19 protein-coding genes, 1 tRNA gene and 1 other RNA gene are annotated in these 25,316 nt (G+C 55.5%); 10 read left to right on the top strand and 11 right to left on the bottom strand.

Translation table 11 applies throughout. The annotated features are described in order from the left end of the window. Positions 1–154: 154 nt before the first annotated feature. The 8 genes from purL to ffs form a co-directional block, all read right to left on the bottom strand. A complete protein-coding gene (gene purL, locus HMPREF2958_RS01325; protein ID WP_070695915.1) occupies positions 155–2,473 on the bottom strand; it encodes a phosphoribosylformylglycinamidine synthase subunit PurL in 2,319 nt (772 codons plus the stop codon). 29 nt (positions 2,474–2,502) lie between these two features. Next, positions 2,503–3,315 (bottom strand): phosphoribosylformylglycinamidine synthase subunit PurQ, encoded by an 813-nt coding sequence (gene purQ, locus HMPREF2958_RS01320; protein ID WP_070695914.1) that lies wholly within the window; start codon positions 3,313–3,315, stop codon positions 2,503–2,505. A gap of 4 nt (positions 3,316–3,319) precedes the next feature. Then, positions 3,320–3,571, bottom strand: coding sequence for a phosphoribosylformylglycinamidine synthase subunit PurS (purS, locus tag HMPREF2958_RS01315; RefSeq protein WP_004006543.1), 252 nt, complete (start codon positions 3,569–3,571; stop codon positions 3,320–3,322). 1,013 nt (positions 3,572–4,584) lie between these two features. Continuing rightward, positions 4,585–5,538, bottom strand: a complete 954-nt coding sequence (locus HMPREF2958_RS01310) for a 3-methyladenine DNA glycosylase (protein ID WP_070695913.1) — start codon at positions 5,536–5,538, stop codon at positions 4,585–4,587. A 9-nt stretch (positions 5,539–5,547) separates the two neighbouring features. Further along, entirely contained in the window at positions 5,548–6,843 is a 1,296-nt protein-coding gene (locus HMPREF2958_RS01305) for an aspartate kinase (RefSeq protein ID WP_070695912.1), read from the bottom strand. A 188-nt stretch (positions 6,844–7,031) separates the two neighbouring features. Then, on the bottom strand, positions 7,032–8,168 hold the full coding sequence (gene recR / locus HMPREF2958_RS01300) for a recombination mediator RecR (protein ID WP_070695911.1): 1,137 nt from the start codon (positions 8,166–8,168) through the stop codon (positions 7,032–7,034). A gap of 42 nt (positions 8,169–8,210) precedes the next feature. Then, entirely contained in the window at positions 8,211–11,096 is a 2,886-nt protein-coding gene (locus tag HMPREF2958_RS01295; protein WP_070695910.1) for a DNA polymerase III subunit gamma and tau, read from the bottom strand. Between the two features lie 611 nt (positions 11,097–11,707). Then, positions 11,708–11,802, bottom strand: an RNA gene (ffs, locus tag HMPREF2958_RS01290) — signal recognition particle sRNA small type. A 150-nt stretch (positions 11,803–11,952) separates the two neighbouring features. Here ffs and HMPREF2958_RS01285 point away from each other — a divergent pair. Both HMPREF2958_RS01285 and HMPREF2958_RS01280 read left to right on the top strand, forming a co-directional pair. Then, positions 11,953–12,037, top strand: a tRNA-Ser gene (locus HMPREF2958_RS01285). A 137-nt stretch (positions 12,038–12,174) separates the two neighbouring features. Next, positions 12,175–12,483, top strand: a complete 309-nt coding sequence (locus HMPREF2958_RS01280) for a type II toxin-antitoxin system VapB family antitoxin (RefSeq protein ID WP_004006550.1) — start codon at positions 12,175–12,177, stop codon at positions 12,481–12,483. A gap of 117 nt (positions 12,484–12,600) precedes the next feature. On the opposite strand, the gene HMPREF2958_RS01275 is transcribed toward HMPREF2958_RS01280, so the two are convergent. Further along, positions 12,601–13,287, bottom strand: a complete 687-nt coding sequence (locus tag HMPREF2958_RS01275) for a TetR/AcrR family transcriptional regulator (RefSeq protein WP_048754552.1) — start codon at positions 13,285–13,287, stop codon at positions 12,601–12,603. Between the two features lie 142 nt (positions 13,288–13,429). After that, positions 13,430–14,323 carry an alpha/beta hydrolase gene (locus HMPREF2958_RS01270; RefSeq protein ID WP_004006552.1) on the bottom strand — a complete coding sequence of 298 codons (894 nt, stop codon included), beginning with the start codon at positions 14,321–14,323 and terminating at the stop codon, positions 13,430–13,432. Between the two features lie 199 nt (positions 14,324–14,522). On the opposite strand from HMPREF2958_RS01270, the gene HMPREF2958_RS01265 reads away from it, so the two are divergent. The 7 genes from HMPREF2958_RS01265 to HMPREF2958_RS01235 all read left to right on the top strand — a co-directional run bounded on the left by HMPREF2958_RS01265 (position 14,523) and on the right by HMPREF2958_RS01235 (position 23,454). After that, positions 14,523–15,248 (top strand): queuosine precursor transporter, encoded by a 726-nt coding sequence (locus tag HMPREF2958_RS01265; protein WP_013398444.1) that lies wholly within the window; start codon positions 14,523–14,525, stop codon positions 15,246–15,248. Positions 15,249–15,614: 366 nt separating this feature from the next. After that, positions 15,615–17,069 (top strand): amino acid permease, encoded by a 1,455-nt coding sequence (locus HMPREF2958_RS01260; protein WP_070695909.1) that lies wholly within the window; start codon positions 15,615–15,617, stop codon positions 17,067–17,069. A gap of 177 nt (positions 17,070–17,246) precedes the next feature. Then, positions 17,247–18,791, top strand: a complete 1,545-nt coding sequence (locus HMPREF2958_RS01255; protein WP_070695908.1) for an amino acid permease — start codon at positions 17,247–17,249, stop codon at positions 18,789–18,791. Positions 18,792–19,286: 495 nt separating this feature from the next. Further along, positions 19,287–19,787, top strand: a complete 501-nt coding sequence (locus HMPREF2958_RS01250) for an acyl-CoA thioesterase (protein WP_070695907.1) — start codon at positions 19,287–19,289, stop codon at positions 19,785–19,787. A gap of 253 nt (positions 19,788–20,040) precedes the next feature. Then, the gene (locus HMPREF2958_RS01245) at positions 20,041–21,234 is read left to right on the top strand and encodes an MFS transporter (protein WP_070695906.1); all 1,194 of its coding nucleotides are present in this window, start codon (positions 20,041–20,043) and stop codon (positions 21,232–21,234) included. A gap of 173 nt (positions 21,235–21,407) precedes the next feature. Further along, positions 21,408–22,202, top strand: coding sequence for a DUF6318 family protein (locus tag HMPREF2958_RS01240; protein ID WP_246827975.1), 795 nt, complete (start codon positions 21,408–21,410; stop codon positions 22,200–22,202). A 415-nt stretch (positions 22,203–22,617) separates the two neighbouring features. Next, positions 22,618–23,454 (top strand): hypothetical protein, encoded by an 837-nt coding sequence (locus tag HMPREF2958_RS01235; protein WP_070695904.1) that lies wholly within the window; start codon positions 22,618–22,620, stop codon positions 23,452–23,454. Positions 23,455–23,663: 209 nt separating this feature from the next. Here the strand turns inward: HMPREF2958_RS01235 and HMPREF2958_RS01230 are convergent, their stop codons facing one another. Next, complete coding sequence (locus HMPREF2958_RS01230) at positions 23,664–24,215, bottom strand: RBBP9/YdeN family alpha/beta hydrolase (RefSeq protein WP_070695903.1); 552 nt, start codon at positions 24,213–24,215, stop codon at positions 23,664–23,666. A 256-nt stretch (positions 24,216–24,471) separates the two neighbouring features. Here HMPREF2958_RS01230 and HMPREF2958_RS01225 point away from each other — a divergent pair, with 256 nt between their 5' ends. Continuing rightward, positions 24,472–25,182 (top strand): hypothetical protein, encoded by a 711-nt coding sequence (locus HMPREF2958_RS01225; RefSeq protein WP_070695902.1) that lies wholly within the window; start codon positions 24,472–24,474, stop codon positions 25,180–25,182. Positions 25,183–25,316 lie beyond the last annotated feature (134 nt).

Genomic DNA, 25,316 nt, shown 5'->3' with positions numbered 1-25,316 from the left:
TTTATGTAACCTATCCTCCAGTCTATCGTGTGAAAGCGCAGGTGGGGAGTGCCTTGAGGCAGAAAAAGACTCTTGATGTGAAGAAAGCGTTGGAAACTCCGCTTTATTCACATCAAGAGCTTTTGCATAGGGGAGGTTGTGCCGATAGAGGGATCTAGCCCTGCGCCACCTCACCAAAGTGTGCCGCCATAGTGCCTTCGTGAGCGGCACGCAGCTCATCAAGGTTGATGGAGACTTCGTTTTGGAAGTCAAGCGCGTTCGAGAGCGCATCCACTACGCCGATGCGCGCGAACGGGAACTGTCGGGCGGTGCACATATCCTTGAAACGTACCTCCTCAGAACGCGGGACGGAAACTACCACGCGACCTAAGGATTCCGAGAACAGCAGGGTGAACAGGTCGAGCCCGTCGCGTTCGGCAACTTCGCCCAGCCCGATGCGCGCCCCGGTGCTGAAACGCAGGCATGCTTCCGCGAGTGCTGCGGCAAGACCACCGGCGGCAACGTCGTGTGCCGCATCGATCATGCCGTCACGCGACATATTTACGAGCATATCGCCAAGCTGACGTTCAACCGCCAGATCAACCTTCGGGGGTAGACCACCCAGATGGCCCTTGAAACGCGCCCATTCTGAGCCGTCTAGCTCGTCGCGAGTGGTACCCAGCAGGTAGATGGCCTGACCGTCGTGTTCCGGAGCCCAACCCGAGGGAGTGCGCCGGGTAACGTCGTCCATTACGCCCATCATCGCGACCACGGGGGTCGGGTTAATGGCTTTACCACCGGTCTGGTTGTACAGCGAGACGTTACCACCGGTGACCGGAACGCCCAGCTCCATGCAGCCGTCGGCAAGACCGCGCACGGCTTCCGCAAACTGCCACATGACGTCCGGATCTTCGGGGGAACCGAAATTCAAGCAGTCCGAAACCGCGACCGGGCGGGCACCCACGGTTGCCACATTACGGTATGCCTCCGCCAGGGATGCGCGCGCACCCTCATACGGGTCAAGGTAGGCAAAACGTGGTGATGCGTCAGTCGCCAGCGCGACCCCCAGGTTGGTGTTCTCATCCACACGCACCACGCCCGAATCGTCCGGCATAGAGAGGGCTGTGTTGCCCTGCACGTAGCGGTCGTACTGGTTGGTAATCCAGGACTTGGAGCACATATTCGGGGACGCCATGAACGCCTTGATAGCCTCGCCCAGCTGTTCGCCGCGCGGGCGTGCATCGTCGGCAGTGGAGCCGGTGAAATGGTCTGCCTGGAGTGCATCCTGACCAGCCGGGCGCGCATAGGGGCGCTCATAGGTGGGACCATCGTGCGCCACAGTACGCGGGTCTACATCAACGATCACCTGGCCGTCCCATTCAATGGTTAGGCGACCGGTATCGGTCACCTCTCCCAAGAAGGAGTACTCCACGCCCCATTTCTTCATAATCGCCTCAAAACGCTCGACGTTCTCGGGCGAAACGACCGCCATCATGCGTTCCTGCGATTCCGACATCAGAATTTCGCCGGGGGTTAAGGTGGGGTCTCGCAAGAGTACTTTGGTAAGGTCTACATGCATGCCGCCCTCGCCATTGGAGGCGAGCTCACTGGTTGCACAGGAGATACCGGCAGCGCCGAGATCCTGAATGCCTTCGACCACGGAACCCTTGAAGAGTTCCAGGCAGCATTCGATCAGAACCTTCTCGGCGAAGGGATCGCCTACCTGCACGGCGGGTCGCTTGGAGGGCTTGGTATCGTCAAAGGACTCTGAAGCCAGCACGGATGCGCCGCCAATACCGTCGCCGCCGGTGCGTGCCCCGAAGAGCACTACCTGATTGCCCACACCGGATGCGTTTGCCAGGCGAATATCTTCGTGGCGCATAATACCGACTGCCAGGGCATTGACAAGGGGGTTTGCCTGGTAGCAGGCGTCAAATTCGGTCTCGCCGCCAATATTGGGCAGCCCCAGAGAGTTACCGTAGCCGCCAATACCCGCGACCACGCCGCCGACCACGCGGGCGGTATCCGGGTGGTCGATAGCGCCGAAACGCAGTGGATCCATAACCGCGATCGGGCGTGCACCCATCGAAATAATGTCACGCACAATACCGCCCACGCCGGTTGCCGCACCCTGATAAGGCTCAACATAGGAGGGGTGGTTGTGTGACTCGATCTTGAAGGTTACCGCCCACCCGTCGCCGATATCGGTTACGCCAGCGTTCTCGCCGATGCCGACCATCAGGTCTTTTTTCATCTCATCGGTAACCTTGGCGCCGAATTGCTTCAGGTGCACTTTCGAGGATTTGTAGGAGCAATGCTCGGACCACATGACCGAGTACATGGCCAGCTCGGCCGCGGTCGGGCGGCGACCCAGAATCTTCTTGATGTCTTCGAACTCGTTTTCCTTTAACCCCAGCTCTGCCCAGGGGAGTTCAGTATCGGGGGTTTCCGCCGCATGCTCGACGGTATCGAGGTTAAACTGCTTCTCGCTCATCGCTTGTGTCTATCCTTGTCGTCGTGCGTCTAGCGGGCGTTGATCAGGTTGGAAAGAGCGGAGGTGAAGACGCCCAAGCCATCGGCACCGCCTCGTAGTGAAACATCACCGAACCCGGAGGATGAGGGACCAAAACCGGGCTCAACCGCGTGTTCTGGGTGGGGCATCAGACCGACGACGTTTCCGCGTTCGTTGCTGATACCGGCAATATCGTGGCGTGAACCGTTCGGGTTGAAACCCACGTATCGGAACACCACGCGATTCTCGGCTTCGAGCGCCTCTAAAGTTTTGGCGTCCGCCACGTATTGACCGTCCTGGTTTTTAAGCGGAACAACAATCTCTTGCCCAGGTTCGTAAGATCCGGTCCACGAGGTAGCGTTATTTTCGATGCGCAGGGTTTGGTCACGGCAAATGAACTTGCGGTGATCGTTCTTAATCATGGATCCGGGGAGCAGATGCGACTCGGTGAGAATCTGAAAACCATTGCAGATACCCAGCACCGGCAGGGGAGCAGAGCCCGATGTTCCCGCTGTATTTGCTGCTGCGATGACCGAATGCATGACGGGTGCTTTCGCCGCGATAGCGCCTGCACGCAGGTAGTCGCCGTAGGAGAACCCGCCGGGAATGATGACGGCATCAACGTTTTTGAGATCTTCGTCGTCATGCCAAAGTTCGACGACGGTTCCGCCCGCTAACCGTACGGCACGCGCCGCATCGCGGTCATCGAGGGTGCCGGGGAAAGTAATAACGCCGATGCGCGCATCAGCAAAGTCGGGGTTGGGTGCCGAGACGCTGAAGTCGCCAACAAGGGGAACTTCGTGTGCTGCGAGTGATTCTGCCATGCTCTTAGTCCTCCAGAACCGAGACGTTCACAACGTCTTCGATGACGGGGTTTGAGAGTAGCTCTTCTGCCGCTTGGCGTGCCTGCGCAAGATGCTCTTCGGTAGCTTCGCCTTCGACGGTCAGCTCAAAACGCTTGCCTTGGCGAACGTCGGTGAAGGAATTTAGACCGATACGGGGCAGCTCGTGAGCGATAGCTTTACCCTGTGGGTCAAGAATTTCGGGCTTGAGCATAACATCAACAACAATACGGGCCATGTGCGGGCACTCCTTGGGTGCATGAGTTCTGATTGAGCCGTCTTAATGTTACCGCAAGCACGCTTCTTGACGCCCGTTCGGCGAGCGAATTTTGATCGCGGTATCGGTGAAAGAGCGGCGGGTGCGGGAACGTGAAACTAGATGCGCAGAAATATGAAGATACTCATGGTGAGTTATGCCTTACCAAGAAGAAAGTGTGGAATCAAAACTCCTTGTAGGAAAGCGTAATAATTCTTCTCAAAAATCGTTCTCTGTGAGCGAACATCGGAATTTTGAAGTCTTTAGCAGGTGATGTTTCAGAATTGCGGATTAAAGAATAATTTTGGAGATTACGCATATCAGGATGCGCGCCTCAGCTAGTTTTCAAGCGTCGTGTCAATGTTTAAAGTATGCTTGAGTGGTAAACTAATCTCAAAGTTGCTGATTTCACATAAACTATTTACATGTAAATTATAAAAACCAATCTCGCATGCTGTATAGTATATTTCCGTTGTAAACTTTTGCTCCATAAAAGTGACATCAACGATTCATTTTGCTCACATTTTGTTTAAAGTGATTATGTTCACAGAGAATATATGATTACAAATTCTCTAAGAACGTGTATGATGTCGCGTCAGTTTTCAAGCGGCGCCTCATCGCACTCCTGTCATCACCACTGGCAGAAAACAAAACGGGCAAACCCTGAGCTGCATCAACCGCGTAACCACCGTGGCTTGAAGAGGCATAGCGCGCGGCTATGTTAATTCACTCCGTTCCACCGAGCGGAATGAGCCATCATTTCCGGGGTGGGCGGTGATGCACCGCGCTGAGTCACCGCACAAGCCGTGCAGGACAATCACCACTAAGTAAATAACGATCGCTGAAAATATTCACCGAATACATACGGGCTTGAGGAGTGTGGCACTTCAGAAAAGCTCGAAGATGCTCCTCGGGATGAAAAAGACAGGCTATCGCGATAGATAAACTCAACCACAAGTATTTCTCCCTCGTTTTCCGGCGGGGGAGAAATTAGTTTAAGCCACGGCGGTGCGATCGAGAGCGCCCTCAATCTGGCTCAAGACGCGACGGCGCAGCGTCACCGAACGCTCCGAAAGCTCGCGTTGATACCGCACATACTCGGCTTTACCCTCGGGGGTCTCTACCTTAATAGGCTCATAGCCCCAATCGAGAAGGTCGTACGGTGCGGCGCGCATATCGAGTTCGCGCGCATCCCAAGCAAGCTCAAAACAGTCCATCACGAGCGCCGAATCGATGAGTGGAATCAGCTTATATGCCCACTTATAGACGTCCATATTGGCGTGCAGGCAAGCGGGCTGTTCTAGTGTGCGCTGCGATTCACGGGTGGGCTGCAGCTCGTTCATGGGTGCCGCCTGAGGCATGAAAAACCGGAACGCATCGAAATGCGAACAGCGGATGCGGTGCGACTCAACCACCCGGTCGGTACCCTCAGCACCCAAACGCAGATCCAGGTAGTCGTGACGAATATTGTTCTGAACTGATTTATACGCCATCGCCCATTCGTGCATACCAAAGCACCCAAAAAACGCTTTTTTATCGGCTGTATTTGACAGAATTTCGCGGGTGAACGTGAGGGCGGTGCCGCGTTTGTCCACGAATTGGGATACGTCCACAAGAACTGCGTCGCCGCGTTCGGCATGGGCGTGCGCATCGTCGGGGGAGAGCCCAGCTGAAAGGAGCTCGTCCTCGGTTGCCGCACGGTAGAATTTCCAGCTGGTGCGCTCGGCGGCATCCAGCAGAATGACACCAGCCCCCGGATGCCAGCGCTTGAACTGACCGGGCTTGAGCGTGTAGTACGTAAACAGAAAATCCTCGACCGGATGCGCCTGCCCCCGCTCGCGCCGCCACACAAACGGGTCAGCAAAACGACCCGCCCGGCGCTCATGCTCAGCGGCACGGGCACGCCACGACGAGCCGTCAAGTACTGTCACAGAGTGACTTATCTGCATTCTCCGAAGCTAGCGACCTGTTCCGCCGTATACGGTGGCCTCGCCTTCGGCATCGAGCTCAAAGGCGGTGTGTACCGCGCGGACCGCCTCATCAAGCTTTGAAAGCTCGGTGATAACCGAGATACGAATCTCGGAGGTCGAAATCATCTCGACGTTCACGCCCGCATTGCTCAGCGCCTCAAAGAAGGTAAACGAAACACCCGGGTTGGTCTTCATTCCCGCGCCCACAAGCGAAAGCTTACCCACTGCCTCGTTATAAATAACCTCTTCAAAACCGATCTCGGCCTGGGTCTTCTCAAGTACCTGCAACGCCTGCGGACCCTGCGCCTGGTTGAGCGTAAAGGAAATATCGGTCACGTTCGGGCGGTCGGTCGAGACGTTCTGCACGATCATATCGATGTTAATCTTGGCCTCATTGAGCAGACCGAAAACCTTAGCGGCAGATCCGGGGATATCGGGCACGCCCACCACGGTAATTTTTGCCTGTCCACGGTCGTGCGCAACGCCAGAAATCAGGGGCTGTTCCAAGGGAATCTCCTTCACATGGGTGGGGGTTAGTTCCGCGGAATTTTCCGGGATAACAAGAGTGCCTTCAAGATTCGAGAATGACGAACGCACATGCAGTTTCAGATTGAAACGGCGGGCATACTCCACGCTGCGCAGATGCAGAATCTTTGCGCCATTCGCCGCCATCTCAAGCATTTCTTCACTTGTGACAGTATTGAGCTTATGCGCGGCTGATACGATGCGCGGATCGGCTGTGAACACGCCGTCCACATCCGAATAAATCTCGCACACATCCGCATGAAGCGCCGCCGCAAGAGCGACCGCCGTAGTATCTGAACCGCCGCGACCAAGGGTCGTAATGTCACCGCTCTGGCGGTTAACACCCTGGAACCCCGCCACAATCGCAATGTTTCCGGCCTCAACAGAGCGGCGAATACGGTCTGGATTGACCTCCACAAGCCGCGCCGCGCCATGCACGCCGTCAGTAATCATGCCCGCCTGGGAACCCGTGAAAGACTGCGCCTTCGCGCCTAGATCGTTGACCGCCATCGACAGAATAGCCGTCGAGATGCGCTCGCCCGCAGTCAGGAGCATATCGAGCTCGCGCGAGGGGGTAACGGTAGCGGTTACTTCAGCGGCAAGGTCGAGTAGTTCATCGGTGGTGTCGCCCATCGCGGAGACAACCACGACCACATCATTGCCCGCTTTTTGGGTGTCCACGATGCGCTGGGCTACGCGTTTGATACCCTCGGCATCCGCGACGGAAGAACCGCCGAACTTTTGGACGATCAGGCTCATTGAATCTCCAGGTCAGTATTGAGTATGCCACCGGCTAGTTTACCGGCTCTTTACATAGTAGGCGGATGCGGCGCGCGGTGGGAATTGTGCACGTATGTGTATTAGAACGTGAAATATGAAGAACTGTTACGGATGACTCTGCGGAACCGAGCGGTGCACATCCCACTTTTACAGAACGGCAGGGCTTATTAGCTCCACGGGTTAACGTATTTGGCACCGGGCAGAGGCGGAACCTCCGGGGTAGGCGTGCGTAAGGGCCCCTCCTGTATTTTACGGATGCGCGCCTCATAATCCTCCGACCGGTGCGCGTGGATGCGGTAGGCATCAGCGCGCGTAATATCCACCGGAATCTGCTCAGCCTGAGCCGCAGATTTATGGGTCTCGGGCTGGGCTTCTTTCGGGGAATTTGGCGAGTCTTCGGAACTCGGAGCGTCTGCATGGGCAGAATCATCGAGCGCCTGCTCGATAAGCGCCTCATCAACGGTAGTCTGCGTGCCAGGTGAGGGGGAACTATCCGCACGAGAATTATCGTTCTTCGCGTCGCGCGGATCGTCAGAGGAAGAGTCCTCGGGCTCACCCTGGGAATCATCAAGGTCGTCGAACATGCTCCCGCTCCAACGTTTACGCGGCGCCTTTGGCTCAGCATCAGCGCGTTCACGTTCCGCCTGCTCTTCGTCAACCACCTGCTCAAAATCTTCGGCGGCATTCCCCTGAGCGATACTTGCGCCTTCGCTGATCACGCGGCGCCCCTCAAGCGCGCGCCCGAGCGTAATCTCGTCTGCATATTCCAGGTCGCCGCCAACGGGCAGACCGGAAGCCAGCCGTGAGAGGCGAATACCCAGCGGAACCAGCATTCGCGAAAGATAGGTTGCGGTCGCTTCGCCCTCAAGGTTAGGGTCCATCGCCAGAATAATCTCTTGAATACGCTCATCTGCCAGGCGCGAAACCAGCTCACGAATACGCAGCTGCTCGGGTCCAAGCCCTGCCAGCGGGTTAATAGCCCCACCCAGCACATGGTAACGCCCAGTGAAGGAACGGGTGCGCTCAATCGCCACCACATCCTTGGATTCCTCAACCACGCAAATCAGGCCCGGATCACGCCGATCATCACGGCAGATAACGCACTGCTTCGTCTCCGAAACGTTGCCGCATATTTCGCAAAAGCTCACACTCGATTTGACCTTCGAAATCGCGTTGGTCAGGCGTGCCATATCTGAGGCGTCAGAGTTGAGAATATAGAAGGCGATGCGCTGCGCCGACTTGGGACCCACCCCCGGCAGGCGACCAAGTTCATCAATGAGATTTTGGACTGCGCCCTCGTACATGCTTCTCCTCGTCTGTGTGTGCTGTGAGCGCGTTGTGCCGCGCTAAATCTGATGGAGCGGACGTTCGTCGATCACCTTGCCGCCAATAATCTTTTCGATGGCGCGCAAACCGATATGAACGCTATTCTCAATTCTTTCGTCGTCATCAGAAACGACATCTTCTTCATCGCTCTGCTCCTGCTGCGCGCGTTGTCCGCGTGCCGGGGCAGTCTCCTGCTCGGATTCGGCGGGCGGCTCTTCGGGCTTTGTGTCCGCTGAATCCGGCCGCTGAGCCAGGGGTGGTAAAGGTGAGACCGGGGCGGATGCGGCAGCCTCCCGAGCCGACTTATTCCCCGCAGCCAGCGGTGCGGATGCGCTCGGTGCCGGAATATTGCTGAACTCGGCGTTCTCGGCGGTATCTACAGACTCAAGGGACACTGAGGGGGAAGAGCTCTCACCCTGCGTCTCGCCCGGATCCGGCGCGGAATCGTCCGCCGGTTCATCATGGTTACCGGCATCCTGAGGATCTTTATTACCGCTATCCTCACCCTGTTCGTGCGGACTCGGAGAATCCTGCTGCGGAATCCCGCTGCCCGAAGCCGCGAAGGAATCGCGCTCGCCAAAACCGCCCTCGGGAACCCTCGTATTCCCGCTATCTTCGGGTATTTCAGGGGGTACAGGCTCGGTTTCGGGAGGCAAGTTCGCTTGCGCCTCCGAGGATGCGCTGGGCTGAGACGGGGAATCTTGAGGCGCTGTATCTTGCGGGGAAGAACCGGGCTGTGATGCTGCGGCGGGCTGGCCCTCAGCCGCATCGTTTGGGTGCAGCTCGGCGGGGGAATCTTCAGAATCTTGCGGAATAGGCGCGACCTCCCAGGCCGTAATGGGCGCATCCACGTTGGTTGTACCCTGTGATGCCGCCTCTTGCCCAGACGGGACGGGCTGCCCGTGACGGTTCCACGCATCCACGCCGCCACGCGGGCCGTCAGCAATAGGCGCGGGAGCAGAAGACTCCTGGTTCGCGGCGGGTGCCTGGGCAGGGCGTGTATCTGGCTGGGGTTGGGGACGCGCGACCTCGGCACGCACACGCACCTGCTTGCGCAGAAAATCGCTTACGCGCGCGCTCAACTCCGGCACAAAAGAAGCGACCGCCTTGAGCGTAGGCATATCTGCCCGTACATACAGTTCGCCGCTAATCAGACGCACGGGTTCAACCTGTAATAGTTTTTCGGATGCGCCCGGCGCACTCACCCGAGCAATCACGGCACGCCAGTTGGCACGCACCGAGGCAAGCGGGTCTTCTGCATCCGCGACGGTAACGCGCTTGACGGGAGTTTCCTGCGCGACCGATGGTTCTGAGGGATCCGAACGGGATGGTGTGGGCTCCGAAGGCGCACCTTCGGAAGATCCTGTACTCCCTGCGGTAGGGGCCAACGGCGCTGAATTCTGAGGCGCGGAACCCTGAGACTGCTGATTCTGGGGCTTCTCTTTTTGCTCGCCTTCAGTTTCAGACTTAGGCACCTGTTGATTCGTGTTCTGCCCTAAAACGGGGCCGCGATGCTGCGCCGATGCGTTCGTAGCCTCGGCACCAGCCGCCTTCTTTGATGCTCCGCCGCCTGTCGCCAATGGGGGAGCGGCATGCTGCGCGGGAGTTTGACGTTCGGCAGAACCACCAGCGCTGGGCGATACGTTATTCTGCGCGGCGGAAGGCGTACTCTGACCCGCTGCGGGATTTCCCGAGCGTCCCCCACGTTGAGGCGCGCCCACACCACCGGCGGCAAGACGACGTTCGAGCGCATCCAGCCGAGAGGCCAGGGCGGTGAGATCGCCGCCAGCACCGCCCGATTTGCCCGCAGGAACTAGCAGCCGCGCACATAGCAGTTCAAGCTGCAGCTGCGGGTTGGTGGCACCGGTCATAGAGTTAAGCACTTCGTTTACGGTGCTCGCTGCGCCGGTTAGCTGGGCCGTGGTGAAGGCTTGCGCCTGCGTTTTGAGGCGTTCTATCTGGTCGGTGGGAACGCCTTGCAGAATTTGCGCGGCATTCTGCGGTACCGCCTGCACCACAATCAAATCGCGCAGGCGTTCGAGCAGGTCTTCGACAAAACGGCGGGGGTCTTGCCCGGTCGCCACCACCCGCGAGACCGCCTCGAAGAGGGAGGGCGCATCCTGGGCGGAAAACGCATCAATCACGTTGTCGAGAAGTTGGGCGTGCGTGTACCCGAGCAGGGCGACCGCGCGGTCGTAGCTAATGCCGGATTCGGTGTTGGCACCGGCGATAAGCTGGTCAAGAATGGAGAGCGAGTCGCGCACGGAGCCGCCGCCGGCACGGATGACGAGTTGAAGCACACCGGATTCGACGGGCACGTTCTCTTCGCCGCAGAGCTTTTCGAGATAAGGCAGAAGAACTTCGGGCGGTACCAGCCGGAACGGGTAGTGGTGGGTGCGTGAGCGGATGGTTCCGAGAACCTTATTTGGCTCTGTGGTGGCGAAGATGAATTTGATGTGCTCGGGCGGTTCTTCCACGATTTTGAGCAGGGCGTTGAATCCTTCGCGGGTGACCATGTGCGCTTCGTCGATGATGAAGATTTTGTAGCGGTCGCGCACGGGTGCGAGGGTTGCACGTTCACGCAGGTCGCGGGCGTGGTCTACGCCGCCGTGGGATGCCGCATCCATTTCGATGACGTCGAGGGAGCCGCCGCCGTCGCGGGAGAGTTCGCGGCAGGAGTCGCATACGCCGCAGGGGGTGGGGGTTGGTCCTTGGGCACAGTTGAGGCAGCGTGCCAGGATTCGTGCGGAGGTGGTTTTGCCGCATCCGCGCGGGCCTGAGAAGAGGTAGGCGTGATTGACGCGGTTGTTGGTGAGTGCGGTAATGAGCGGTTCGGTGACGTGTTCTTGCCCGATGACTTCGGCGAAGGTCTCGGGGCGGTAACGGCGGTAGAGTGCTGTGCTCACGGATGACCTTCTGGTTGACGATGCGGGGTTCTACACTATTTTAGTTCACGGATGCACGCTTGGGGCTTGGTTTCGTCATCGGCGTGGGATGGTTTATGCCTAAATTCTCGCCTGTGAGAAATGGTGGGCAGGTTATCTCAGATAAAAGTCTCTTGAAGGCATAAAGCGGGAGCGTTTTCTTCATTCGGGAGTGGAAAACATCATTTTGCCAAAAAACACTAAAATCCCAGAGACACTTGCCCCTCCGCCCCAAGGGAAACGAGATATTGGGTTCATCGGAGAAGGTTGATGATGCGAGTGCCTAGGGAAGTCAGCAAGCGAGGAACGAGCGTAGCTGACAGGGGCCCTGTAAAGCGAGCGCATCAAACTGATGCGATGAACTTTGCAACGATATGCGAAGTTTAACGTAAAAACCTCTTACGCAACCGCTGAAGCCTCAGATTCCGAGCGCGCGAGGAAATAAACCTGTGCTTCACCTGCCATAGCTTCGTCTCCTATCAGATTCCGAGCGCGCGAGGAAATAAATCTGAGGTTGAAGCCGCGAAGCGTGAGCGGAGCGGGCGCGTGAGCGCACTATGACGGTGTGTTTCTGTTGCGAATGTTTTTGGATATAAAAAACCTCTTACGCACCCGTCATAGCTCGAATACCCTTGCTACCTTCCGGTCCTGGGGGAGTTTTCCAAGATAACGCCACGTAAGAGGCACGTACCAGTCTACCTGATTTTGTGGTGGTTGTGAACTTGGTGTCGGGGCCTTGGGGTGCCTAGTGGCATTGGGCACTTTCGTTGGGGCAGAATTGCCTTAGTGTTGGGTTCCCTGTATAGTTTTATCCGTTCGCCCTTTTGGGTGTTTTGTTGGAGGATTCGCCTAGCGGCCTATGGCGCACGCCTGGAACGCGTGTTGGGTTCACGCCCTCGGGGGTTCAAATCCCCCATCCTCCGCTCTTTCCCCGGCTTCGAGTTTTCGAGGTCGGGGATTTTTGTTTTTTGGTGTGCTGACCGGGTTTTATTGTGGCGTTGTGCCGTGTGTTGTGGGCGTGGCTTTTCGGCCTGGGGGAGCGGCATTTTAGAATGTAGATATGATTTTCAAGAAGGTTGGTTCTTCGCGCCCGTATCCTGAGCATCATTTGTCGCATGCTGATTGGGGTAATGTGCCTCCGCAGCAGGTGCGTCTTGATGCGCTGATTACGACGCAGAAGACGCTTGACCTTGAGACGCTGCTTGCGGAGGATTCCACGTTTTATGGGGATTTGTTTCCGCATGTGGTGAAGTGGCGTGATGATTTGTATCTGGAGGATGGGGTGCATCGGGCGTTGCGTAATGCTTTGCATCGGCGTGCGGTGATGTATGCGCGGGTGCTTGATTTGGATCAGGTTCCGGGTTTTTAGCCGGATGCGCACTCGCTCCCCGTAGCCAACTTGTGGAGATGAAGAAAGCCCCTGACGTAGCGGTCGGGGGCTTTCGCGTTTAACGCTGGTTCGTTTTCTGCCGAACGGGGCGCGCCTTTAGGATGCGACGGTCAGGTTGGTCGTTTTCTCGCTTTTGTTTGCTTGAGTTTCTTCGATTTTGAGGGGGTTTCCGTCCGCATCAAACCGGGCGCCCAGCCCCATCTGGATGAACCTGATGGTGCTTTGAATCTGGCGTTCGCGGGTTTGTGCGTCGGGGGCGTCTTCGGCGCGTCCGGCGCTTGAGGAGAGTGAACCGTGTACGAGCATCGCAAGTTCGCGAATGTCGTTTTCGGGTATGTATTTTTCGGTGATGGCGTCGGAGAGGATGTTTGCCAAAACCATTTGCAGTTCGCTTACGTGTTTGCCGAGGCGCGCGTAAGACTCGGGTGAGAGCATGGAGCGCATGGCGGGTCCGGGGGGAAGGTGTCTGCGGGCGAGGTCTTCGATCTGCAAGCGAATATAGACGGCGAGCTGATCGATGGGGTTGGTGACTCCGGTGATCCCTTCATCAAGTTCGTGCAGGAACCGTTCGGTTTCGTCAAGGGCGTAGGCAACCAGGAGTTCGCCCATGTCAGCGAAGTAATTGTAGACTGCTGTGCGCCCAATACCGGCGTTTTTGGCGACGTCGGTCATGGTGAGTCCGGGGAGTCCTCGGGAGTAGAGGAGCTTCCCGAAAGATTCGAGGATGGCACGTTTGGTGTTTTCGCGCTGAGCGGCGTTTGTTGCGGCAGAAATACGAGGCATAGTGACACTTTACCGCAGAACGTCAATAAATTGCGACTGTGGCACAAAAAATTACCGAAAAACTTGAGATATTTCTCAACGAGCGCATCACGCCCTGACTAGGAATGAAAATACTGTGCTCGGAAAATTTAGAAGCCCCGGCTTAGAGGTAGCCCAGCCGTGTGGCGGCACGCAAATCGTCCCGAATCAAAGAGGTCAGCGGATACCCACGATGCCCCTGCTTTGGCAGAATACGCAGCATAGTGCGTGCCTGCCGTCCCCGGTAAAACTCTTCACCCTCATGAGCTGCACGCTGTGCTGACCAGATCTGGCCCGCAGAAGCCGGTGCTTTGCCGTCGCGGTCTCCCACATGCCAGCTGAGCAGCATCCCGTTTAGGGAGCGGCTGGGCCCACGGAAACGCTGCGGAATACCGTCGGAACCGCCTCCGCCGATCATAGATGCGCCCCCGCCCAGCAGCCAGTCGTTGGAATGCGACAACAGTTCGTAGGTAATAAATTCCGCTCCGCCCGAATACCCGGCAAGCCAGATGCGCGTGCGATCGTATCCGTAGCGTTCGGCGAGGTCGGCGGCAAGGGCACGAAAAACACGGCCGTTCCTGCGGGCGCGCACCCACCAGGTGGTTGTGGGGTCATTGAAAACGGGTGCTTCAAGGGTTCCTGGTGCTAACACGGGCACGCACAGCATGCGGTGTTCGCGGGCAATATCGGCGAGGTCGCGTCGCAAACTGGAGGTGCGGCTGAGCAGCCTGCTGTTGGAACGAAGCAGGTAATCGCCGTCGAAGAAGAAAAGAATTCCGGGCGGCTCGGTCTGGGATGCTTCAAGATAGTGTGCGTTATCGACCCGATAGTGCAGGGTTCGTCCGTAGGCACGATAGGGAAGGTACCCGATGAGTTCGCTGGAGGAAACGAGCAGGGGTTCCAGAACCGAACCGGCGCGGCGGGCACCGCGCATCGCCGCCGAAATGCTTCGGGGCAAACGCGGGATGTGCGCGGTTGTGCGGCGCACGGATGAGCGAGCAGGTTCTTGGTGACCCATATTTATAGTTTAAGAGGAGGCAGCCTGCACCGTAAAAAGGCTCGTGATGCGAATAAATTGGCGAAACTACGCTTTATCACCTCAAGAGCCTTTTTAGGTTCTCACTCAAACGGAGTTACTGGGTAAGATAGTGAGTGCTCGGGTGGCAGACGAGCATAATCTCAAAACAACATTCACATCAAATCTTTCAGGGAGAACTATGTCTACACCCGCTAAGGCACCGCAGGATATTACGACCCCGCCGTGGGCAAAGCGTCGCAGCTATTTTGACCTGCTGCTGGGCGCATCCTGCGTGATTCTGATTATTTCGAATATTGCGGCTACGAAAGGTATCGAATTCGGGCCGCTCCCATTTGAGCTTCCGCCGTTCACGAACGGCAACTTTATCCCCAGTGACGGCGGTTTCTTCCTGTACCCGCTGGCCTATGTACTCGGCGACGTGCTCTCTGAGGTGTACGGGTTTAAGCGTGCTCGCCGGGCTATTATCGCCTCGTTTGTGGCAGCGGCGTTTGCTGCCGGATGCTTCCTGCTGACTGTTGCCCTGCCGCCCGCCAGCTACTATGAGAATCAAGAGGCGTTCGCCATTATTCTCGGTCCCGTATGGCAGATTTTTGCCGGGTCGCTGCTGGGGTATTTGACGGGTCAGCTTCTGAACGCTTGGGTGATGGTCGCCATGAAGAAGGCCACCTCCGGGCGGTTTATGTGGGCGCGTATGATCGCTTCAACCCTCGTGGGTGAGCTGGCGGACACCATTATTTTCTGTGCGATTGCTTCGCCTATTCTGGGGATTACCAGCTTGGATCAATTCATCAGCTACACCCTGGTCGGGTATGTGTATAAGTGCCTGGTTGAGATTGTGCTCATGCCTATCAGTTACCCGGTGATTGGCTGGTTCAAACGGCACGAGATCGAGTACGACGGTTAGGCTGATGCTGCACACCGCCGTGAAAAATTGATGATGTGGCGAGAAGCAGATGGGTTGTCCGCTTCTCGCCATTAATATTTGTGGCGCTGTATCCTTGTGCGGTGGGTGGCGCATCCTATGCACAAATTTGCATTACGTCGTGGAACACCCAAAAATAACCAAACTCTGAGAATCATAGGGAAAATCTGTTTCGCCACGCACAAACCCATGCAAAAAGTTGCATAGATGATGCTCGGCGCGGGATAGTTATTCGATACGCCTTTGCCACATTTGCTACAGACCGGGTACCGAGCCGCGCTCGGTTTCGACGCGACATACGAGGGCAGGCGCCCAACCGATGAACGAAAAAATGGAAAGCACCACCTGATGAGTAAAGCACAGGACGCCTCAGCACCTAAGACGGCACCGGCAGAAAACGGCGAACTGAAACGTTCCCTCTCGCACGGTCAAATGACTATGATTGCGATGGGTCTCGCCCTGGGGACCGGCCTCTTTCTGGGCTCTGGTTCCGCCATTAAAATTGCGGGACCCGGTGCTATCATCGCCTACGCTGTTGGCTCCATGATCGCCGCTATTATCGCGGCATGCGCGGGCGAAATGGCGGTTCGCCACCCCGTTCCCGGCGGGTTCGGCACCATCGCAACCAGATACCTCAGCCCCTACGCCGGGTATATCGGCCGTTGGGCATATTGGGCAACCACTGTGCCGCTGACCGGCGCCGAACTCGTGGCGGTCGGCAAATATTTCTCGTACTGGTTCCCCGCAATTCCGCTGTGGGTGACGGTGGCAGCCTCCGGCATCCTGATTCTCATCCTGAACCTGGTGAGCGTTAAATCCTTCGGAGCCCTAGAATTTTTCCTCTCTTCCATTAAAGTAATTGCGGTTATCGTCTTTATCGTGCTGGGGCTGCTTCTTGTGTTCGTTGGCCTGCCCGGACACGCTGCGGTGGGTACCGCAAACCTCGTGAACGACGGTGGGCTTCTTCCCAACGGACTCGGCGCCGTCTGGGTTTCGATGGCAATTGTGATGTTCTCTTTCGGTGGTGTTGAGATGCTTTCCATCTCCGCCGCAGAGGCGCAGAACCCGGCCCGTTCGGTACGCACTAGCGTCAAGGCCATGATCTGGCGGCTCTCCAGTTTCTACGTGCTCTCAATGTTGATTATTCTGTGCCTGATGCCCTGGCAGCAGGCGGCGCAGACCGGCAAAGACCTCAACCAATCGCCCTTCGTGATGGTGTTCTCTGAACTGGGCATTCCTTATGCGGCAGATATTACCAACTTCGTGATTTTGATCGCCGCGCTTTCGGGCGCGAACGCCTCGCTGTATGCGGCAACCCGCCTGCTCCACGCGCTTGCGGGCGATAAAATGGCACCCACGTTTGCGGGCACCACGAACCATAACGGCGTGCCCGTCACCGCGCTTATGCTCTCTTTCCTGGGTGTGGTGATCGCATCTGTCATGGCGGTGGCAGAAATCAGTAATATTTTCGAGTTGCTGATGGCCCTGGTCACCCTATGCGTCCTGGTGGTGTGGATTATGATTCTGCTGACCTATCAGGCATACAAGAAGCACCAGGGGAACTCCTCAGGATTCACTGTCTGGGGTGGGCGCATTACGGCGGGTGTAGGGCTTGCCGGGGTGCTTGCCACGCTGGTCGCCCTTTTCATGCTTCCTGATTCGAGCGCCGTAGTATCCGTGCAGGCGGGCGTGGTGTTCTTCGCCATTATCTCCGTTTTCTACGTGGTGTTGGCGAAAAAACGCGGCGGTTTCCCGCGTGCCGATCTTGACGCGCTTGCCGAACAACAGAAGGAAGACGCATAGTCTGTTGCTATACCGCGAGCAGATAGTATTTTGACGAGAAGATAGCGCTATCTTCTCGTCAAAATACTATCTGCTCGCGGTTAATACGGGCGATGTACTACCCTAGAAACACACTCATTCTTTGACATTTTCACAACATCACAGTCCAGGCACTCAGAACCCGAAGAAGGCTTAAACATGACCGACGGCCACACCCCTCAACCTGCTAAGAGGCATAGAAGCGGCGCTGCGCATCCAGCTGGCGGAGCACCACGCAATAAATCCGCCCGCGCCGAACTCAAGCGTTCCCTCTCGCACGGACAGATGACCATGATCGTTATGGGCTCGGCGCTTGGCACCGGCCTATTCCTGGGGTCCGGGCGGGCAATCGCTATGGCCGGACCAGCCGTTATTCTTGCGTATGCTATCGGCTCGGCGCTCGCCTCCGTCATAGGCGCGGCCACTGGCGAGATGGCGGTGCGTTATCCGGTGCGAGGCGGTTTCGGCGCTATCGCCACCAGGTACCTTGGCCCCTATGCCGGGTTTCTCACACGATTAGCCTATTGGACCGCAACCGTGGTCATCACCGGCGTAGAACTGGTCTCTGTGGCCACCTACCTGAATTACTGGTGGCCGCAGCTGCCCCTGTGGGCGGGCATCGCAGTATTCGGTGTAGCAATTATTATTCTGAACATCACGAGCGTGAAATCCTTTGGTGCGCTCGAATTTTTCCTCTCGTCCATCAAAGTTATATCGGTGATCGCCTTTATTCTGGTGGGTCTGTGTCTGGTATTCTTCGGACTGCCCTCACATGCGGCGGTCGGCACCGCTAATCTTGTCAATGATGGCGGGTTTATGCCCCACGGGTTCGGCGCGGTCTGGCTTTCACTGGCGGTCGTGATGTTCTCCTTCGGCGGTATTGAGATGATCTCTATCTCCGCCGCAGAAGCCAAGGATCCCGCCCGGTCGGTGCGTTCCAGTGCGAAGGCTATGATGATTCGTTTGGCAACGTTCTATGTGCTGGCGCTGTTTATTGTGGTGTCGATTATTCCGTGGCGTTCGGCGGGCGAGCTGGGCGAGAAGGTTGAAACCTCCCCGTTTGTTCTGGTTTTCGATCAGTTGGGCATTACGGGCGCGGCTCATTTCGTGAACTTTGTGGTGCTTATTGCGGCGCTGTCTTCGGCAAACGCTAACCTGTATGCCGGTGCCCGCCTGATGCACTCGCTGGCGACCGACCGTATGGCGCCTCGCGCGCTGGCTGCGGTGAACGCCTCCGGGGTGCCTTCGCGTGCCGTATGGGTTTCCACCAGCGGTGTTGTTATCGCTATTCTGCTGGCGCTGTTCAGCCCGCAAGAAGCATTCCTCTCCATGATCTTCCTGATTATGGTGTGTGCGCTTACCGTGTGGGTACTGATTTTGCTTGCGTATATTGTGTACCGGCGGGTTGAGGGTCAAAGCTCGACATTCCGCCTGTGGGGCGGGCGCGTTACAGCGGGCGTGGGCATCATGGTGCTTTTCGCCGTGTGGGTTGCCCTGTTTATGGTGCGTGGTTCGCTCATTCCCGCGATTGTGGGTGTGGGGTACTTCCTGGTTCTGACGATTGTGTATTTCGCGCGTGTGAAACATACGCTCACGGTTGATGAGGATGCGTTTGCCGAGGCACAGCAGGCTTCCACTGAGCACGCCACGGCGTTAGATGAGGAAGAGGAGGCGTTGAAGACAGCCTCCGAATTCGGTCGTTAGAGTGCTTTGCTGATGCGGCGCATGCTGGGTTTCGTCGCTGAAGTGCGGAGTGATGAGTGCTCTGCCGTAGCCATCACCATAATAATTTGCAGGGGAAACCTCAAGTAATGATGATTTTATCTATCATGTAGCACTTGAAGGTTTTGTGGGTATTCTCAAAAGACCGCGAAATTCACAAAAAGTTTTTCTGTAACAAACCCGCAATAATGCATCATAGGCTTACAAGAGGGTCTATAGTTATTGGTGAACCGTATGATCTTGTATGCGTTCAAATGTCTGTGTGTTGGGTGTTCCCCGGAGGCGGTGATGCTTCCGGGGAACATCATATTTAAGGCTATTTAAGATGTTTTGGTATCAGCAGATGACGATCTAGTGAGAATTTCTTACAGTGCGCTGCATAAGCCTAACAGTAGTGCAAGTTAGGGGAAGTACGACTGTAAAACTTTACCCATATACGTATTTATGCATAAAAATGCACAAGGTAGAGTTAAGAGCATGAACGCACATCAATCCACTGCGAACCCATCAACTTCGATAACCGGCGAATCCGGTCTGACCGTGCAGGTGCCGCCGCGCTGGGGTGATATGGATGCCTACGGGCACGTCAATAACGTTGCAATACTGGGCCTTCTCGAAGAGGCACGCATCGCCGTCTTCGGACCGCCACCGTCTTCAGGGCAGAAACCGCAGAATTTGCCCGCACCGCCCATCCCGCTTTTTGAAACCATGCCCGATGGAGTGCAGGCTCTGATCGCCGAACACGGGGTGCGTTATTTGGGTCAGCTTCCCTATACGGGTGAGCCTCTGAAGGTAAATGTGCGCGTCGAAAAGGTGAGCGCCGCCTCGGTGCGGGTAGGTTACAGTATCTATTCCCCGGTGGATCATGCCGAGTGCGTGCGTGCCTTCACTGTACTGGCTTTTTGGGATGCACCTGCCGCCCGCCTCTCTCGCCTCACCCCCGAACAGCGGGAGCTTTTGACACAGTGTATGCCGTAGCACTTTGACCGCGAGCAGATAGTATTTTGACGAAAAAATAACCGAGCTCCATCTGCTCGCGGTATGTGCGGTTGGGGGGGGGCCAACAGCCCGGTCACCCTATCGTATACAATGTGATTTAGAAAACATGCCCGATGGTTTACCCGCGAGGGCTCAAGGCAAAATACCACGTGAGGAGGTGTGTATCGTGCAGCAGATAGTGTTCGGCGGCGCAGAGGCATAGGCAACTATCCCTCTGAACCGAAACGAAAGCATGAAAAAACTAACTCAATACTTCAAAACTCCCCTTCTGCTCATCACCCTGATCGATGGATTCGCAGACGCATCCTTCGGTTTGATCCTCATCGTTTATATCTCGCGCATTGCCGAGCCCTGGTGGCTCACCGTCATGGCTGTCGGCGGGTTCTTCACCGGCATACTCTTCGGTCCTTTTACGGGCTGGGTTGCCGATCGTTTTTCGGGTCGGGCCTGCTGGTCTGGCTCCCTGGCCGTATCCTCGCTCTGCGTGGCAGTCATCGCGTTTTTCCCGCATCCGGTCACTATCGTTGCCATGAGCGTGCTCAACGGAGCCGCCGGAAATCTCACTAACGCCGCCGAATTCAAACTACTGCCGAAGGCGCCGGGTATGACCCCGTCGAGCGCATCCGCCTCTATTGTGGGAATCGGTTCGTTCTGCTCGATCGTAGCCCCGCCTGTGGGCGCCTTCTTCGCCACCTGGAACATGACCGCCACTATAGTAGGCTCTTCGGTACTCTTGCTGACTGCGGCAGTCATCGCTTGGTTTAACGTGCCAGCACGGCGCGGTCATGAACTTTCCGATGCGATTAAACGCGATAGTTTGAAAGATATTTTCCTAGGATTCTCGGCTATTTCCAGCGCTCGCGCCCTCGTGATTTTCTTACCTGTGATGGCGGTCGTGGTTGCTTCCACCACGATGGAAGGCATCGCCGGGGTGTTCTACCTGCAATCCATCACGAACACTGTATTCGAGTATTCGCTCGTGTTGGCGATGTGGGCTGTCGGGGCGCTCATCGCTAGCGTTTTCTATGGGCGCGGATGGTACAAGCCGCAGCTGGTGAACGCGATTTTGTGGGGTGGATTCTTTATTGGCGCCGCGATTCTGCTGGAAGGGCTGGTGGCGAATCCTTGGATTGTGGGAGCTGGGTTTCTGGTAGGCGGGTTCTTCAACTTGATCCACAATATGGGTATTCGTGACATGGTGTATATGCAGGTGCCCGAGCATCGTCAGGGGCAGTGCTGGGCTCTTATCGGCTCACTGTTCAGCTCGATGGTGCTTGTGGGTGACCTACTCGGTACGCCGGGAATACTGGGGGATGCGCGCACTATTGTCATGATCGGCGGCGCGACGGCAACCGGTGCGGCGGTGGTGAATCTGCTGCTGTATGCGCTGGCGCGTAGCCGCACGGGGCACATCCATCGCGCTTAGATGCGGCTAGAAGAGGAGTCGGTAGGCAGAGAGCGTTTAGGGTGAGGGTAAGCATAAGGAGTAGTTAAGGTCACGGTGCAGAGTCTGAGGCAATCCGACCAGATATATGTGACCTATGATACTTTATATATGTCTAGTTTCTCGCTGAATACACCCTAGAGAGGGGTTAAGCAATGTTATCTTTAGCTGTTAATCGTCGTACCGCGCTCCTGTTCCTTGGTTCTGGTGCTGGGGCTGTCTTGATGAGTGCATGTGGTGGGAATACGTCAAATACCGAAAGCTCTGCTTCGCCTCTCGCAAGCTCTTCATCCGCGAGTTCCACGTCTTCGTCGTCATCAGAAACTCCATCAAGCGCTTCGCCCAGCGCTAGCCCAAGCAGGCTGAATAGCTTCCAGCGAGGATTTAATGTGGAGCTTAACAACGCGGATATGGAGCATACGGGCGAGGGCTATATGTATTCCACGCGCGAAAAGCAGGGATATGGGTGGTCGCATCCTAAAAGGCCTCAAGAAATGAGTGAGAACTCTGAACTTGGGCTGTACTATAGCTGGGCATATGCATCGGCTGGAATAAGTTATGCCATGAAAACGGGTGACGATACGTATATTAAGCAGTCTGGAATGACTGAGGGCGATCAGAAGCTTTTTAAAAGTATTGCTCTTTTGGAAGAAACGCGTGAGGGTAAGTATTGGGAAGAGTCAGGTAATTTCATATATAGACTAGGATCCGATCACCCCGAGAAAAAGGGTGAAGAATATTCCTGGCCTTATCGATTACAAATGTTTCATGGAGACTTCTACGTGCGTAACGGAGAAGTGCATGAAATTCCTGAGAATACCGATGGTTGGGGAAAGATTGTTTACTCCGATGGAACCCTTAAGGCGAGGTATCTTGATGGTGCCTGGCAGATGGAGGGGTTCTTTGAAGGTATCGCTACTAATACTGTTGGAAAGCCCTTTGATAAATAGCCTGTTATTTGTTCGGGAGAAACACAGCTTCACGCAGTAGCTTTTCTCTGTTTTGAGACCGCAGAAAAAGGTTCTTGGTGTGAACACAACGCTAGATATCCGGCGTTGTTCACGCTAAGAAACTTTTTAGTGTATATGAATAATATTTTATAGTTTTCTCAAAGTTTAAAAGGATAGCAGGGTATGTAAATTTTGAGAATAGTATATGGCTTAGTGCGAACGCTAGAATATCCAGAAAGCACTTAGAGAACCATGTGTACGGCTCGTGAAAGAAAATAAGGCTAATTATATTTCATATCACTATAAAAACTTTAATGATAGTGTTCCTCGTATGCACTCTGTATCAAAAGACGGAAAGCATTATATTCCTCAACACACTATGAAAAACTATCGTTATAAAAATTGAGGAGTACTTATGTCTACGAAAAAGATGCGTACTGTAGCCCTAACTGCGCTCGCAGTTCCTGCCCTGATTGGCTCGGTCATGGCAGCCCCCGCCCAGGCAGAGGTGCAATCGGGAACTAACCTGACCTATACTTCGCCCCAAAATGTGAGTTCGCAGTACCACGTTTACGCCGATAATATCGACTGGTCACAGCCCGTGGGTGTGGTGTTTTACTTCGATGGCGACTATAACCGGGACGACGTAGACAGTTCTTTCTTCTACAACCCTAAAGGTGACACCATGCAAGGTATGGCGAATGCAGCTCAGAAACACAACAAGGTTTTTGTCTCTGTGGATACGCCCGATGAGTTTGATCCAAATGAGGCGAATGATTACGCCACTTGGTGGGAAAACGCTGATGGGAATGGCGACTATTTCCGCAGTTTTGCCCAGATGTTTATCGCCGATTCAGATATAGATGAATCGCAAGTATGGCTTATGGGATACTCTGGCGGCGCCGAATTTATCACCTACGAGCTTGATGCCGATCAGCAGGGAACCTGGCGTTCCGGCGGTGGTTCCATCATGGTTGGCGGTGGCGGTGGAAAGAATGGGCGCATGGAGACTCAGGCGCCGCAGAACATTAAAACGCAGCCTATGTTCTGGTGGGTGAACGAAAAAGATACTCGCGGCGCTACTACACCGGAATGGTGGGACGCTCTCAACACGGCTACAGCCGGTCACGACTGGTATGCGAGGGAAGGGTATAACACCCAGCCGATGAAAATCGACAAGAAAGAGACGACCTTTAATAACGCTCATACAGATTATGACCTTCCGGGCATCCTCGATCAGCTGTTGTCATAGTCAGAGGGATAACTCTCCGAACCTCTCTGAATAATTGCTTGGGGTACGCCATTAAAAGGCTCTTGATACGAATGGAACGGGATTTTCAACGCTTTATTCGCATCAAGAGCCTTTTTACGTGGTAAAGATAGTAGTGTTAGTGTAGCTTCAAGAAAGCGGATCTTACGATGGTTTACATTGCTATATATACTTTTATGTTGGTAAATACTTCACTTTTTCTGTAAAGAGGTTTTTGTAAACTCCTCAATAAGCTCGGCAACTTCTGGCCACACTCCGTAGCCATCACTGGAGGCGATATGACCAGCCGATGGTAGTACTGTTAGTTCTGCGCCCCATGCTTCGGCTAAATCCTCAAGGACTTTCAAGCTCATAAAAGGATCGTTATCGCTGCCAATGACTAACGTAGGAAACGGCAGCTTGTTGTACGGCAAGGGGGATTGAGCTGTAATGTCAGGTGGCAGGTGTTTATCATCGACATTAGCCGGAGCCACGAGAACAGCAGCTTTGACTTTGAATTTATGGGGCGAGTCAGTATTAGCCCATTGCGCTATTGCGTTTGACCCGCAGCTGTGTCCTATCACAATTATCTCGTCGTCGAGCAAACAGAGCGTATTTTCTATCTCCTGAACCCACCGTTCTCGGTCTACGAAGTCCCAATTACCGTGAATTATGCGCTCAAAAGACGTATATGTGTTTTCAAGGTGGGTTTGCCAATGGTCGGGTCCTGAGTTTGTATACCCCGGACTAAGCACATACTTCATATCTACTCTTTCCTTATCGAGGAGGGGCGTTAACATTGAATCGCCCCAAGAGTACTATTGCATGCCCACCATAACACCGGGGCGTTACCGGCGTATTACTGCTTTGCGCAAGCAGAAGGCATGAAGCCGAAGGGTGGAACGGCAAGCGAGGCATAGCAGAGTCGCCGCGGGGAAGTGGTGCAACCTTCATGAAGATCTTGAGAATTCCTGCACGGTTGTACAATGAAACTATGTCCCCACTGTTGAGGAGATCTCTATGAAAACTCGTTCTTTCGTGACTCTTGGTGCCGCCTGCCTGCTGGCGCTGACCGCCTGCTCGGGCGGCGGCGATACGAACGCGCAGAACACTGCCAGCGCCTCCTCCCCGCATCAAAGCAGCTCTGCGAGCCGCAGCGCATCGGCAAACCCGAGTACAAGCGTGAAACCTGTTATGCCTGAGCGCACTCCGGTGGTCAATGATGACTCCACCATGCAGCCTTCCGCAAGCTCAAGCAGCACCCCAAACCCCTCGAATTCCGCCCAGGTGTGGACCTCCCCGGGAGCGGTCAAGACGGGTACGGTCACTACCGCATCGGCTGACCCGAACGCGGGTAATCCCACGAACGTGCGCCGTGCAGGGGAGACTTGCGGATCCATTAGCCAGCAGGGTCACCTGAGGGGCAGCAACGCACAGTTACGTGTGGTTGATGGCGTGGTAGATTGCGATTACGCCATGTCGATCATGACCCAGTACATCAACAGTACCCCCACCCCCGATAACCAGACCCAGCACTGGGTTATGCGCATTCAGGATGCCACCTGCTACTGGCGTCCGTTCTTGGACTATACCCCCGATCGCGGTGCACCCGAGTGCGTTGTGGAAGGGCATAATATCAAGATCACGGCGCGTCTGGACGACCCAGAAGCTGCCATGCGTGCCTATAAAGAACTTGACCCAAAGAACCCGGAATATCAGTCCAAAGATTAATACTTCGCCAATATTCATAAAATACGGGTGGGGATCGGACAGTTTCTTATAACAGAACTGTCCGCTCCCCACCCGTATTGTGCGTGGTCATTTGATGACCGGTTACGGTGTTTTTCCTGCTGCAAAAGTCTCAA

This window comes from Rothia sp. HMSC036D11 (assembly GCF_001814205.1).
Taxonomy (GTDB): Bacteria; Actinomycetota; Actinomycetes; order Actinomycetales; family Micrococcaceae; genus Rothia; species Rothia dentocariosa.
The sequence above is the reverse complement of the archived record's forward strand: the minus strand, read 5'-3'. Positions and strand labels throughout refer to the sequence as shown.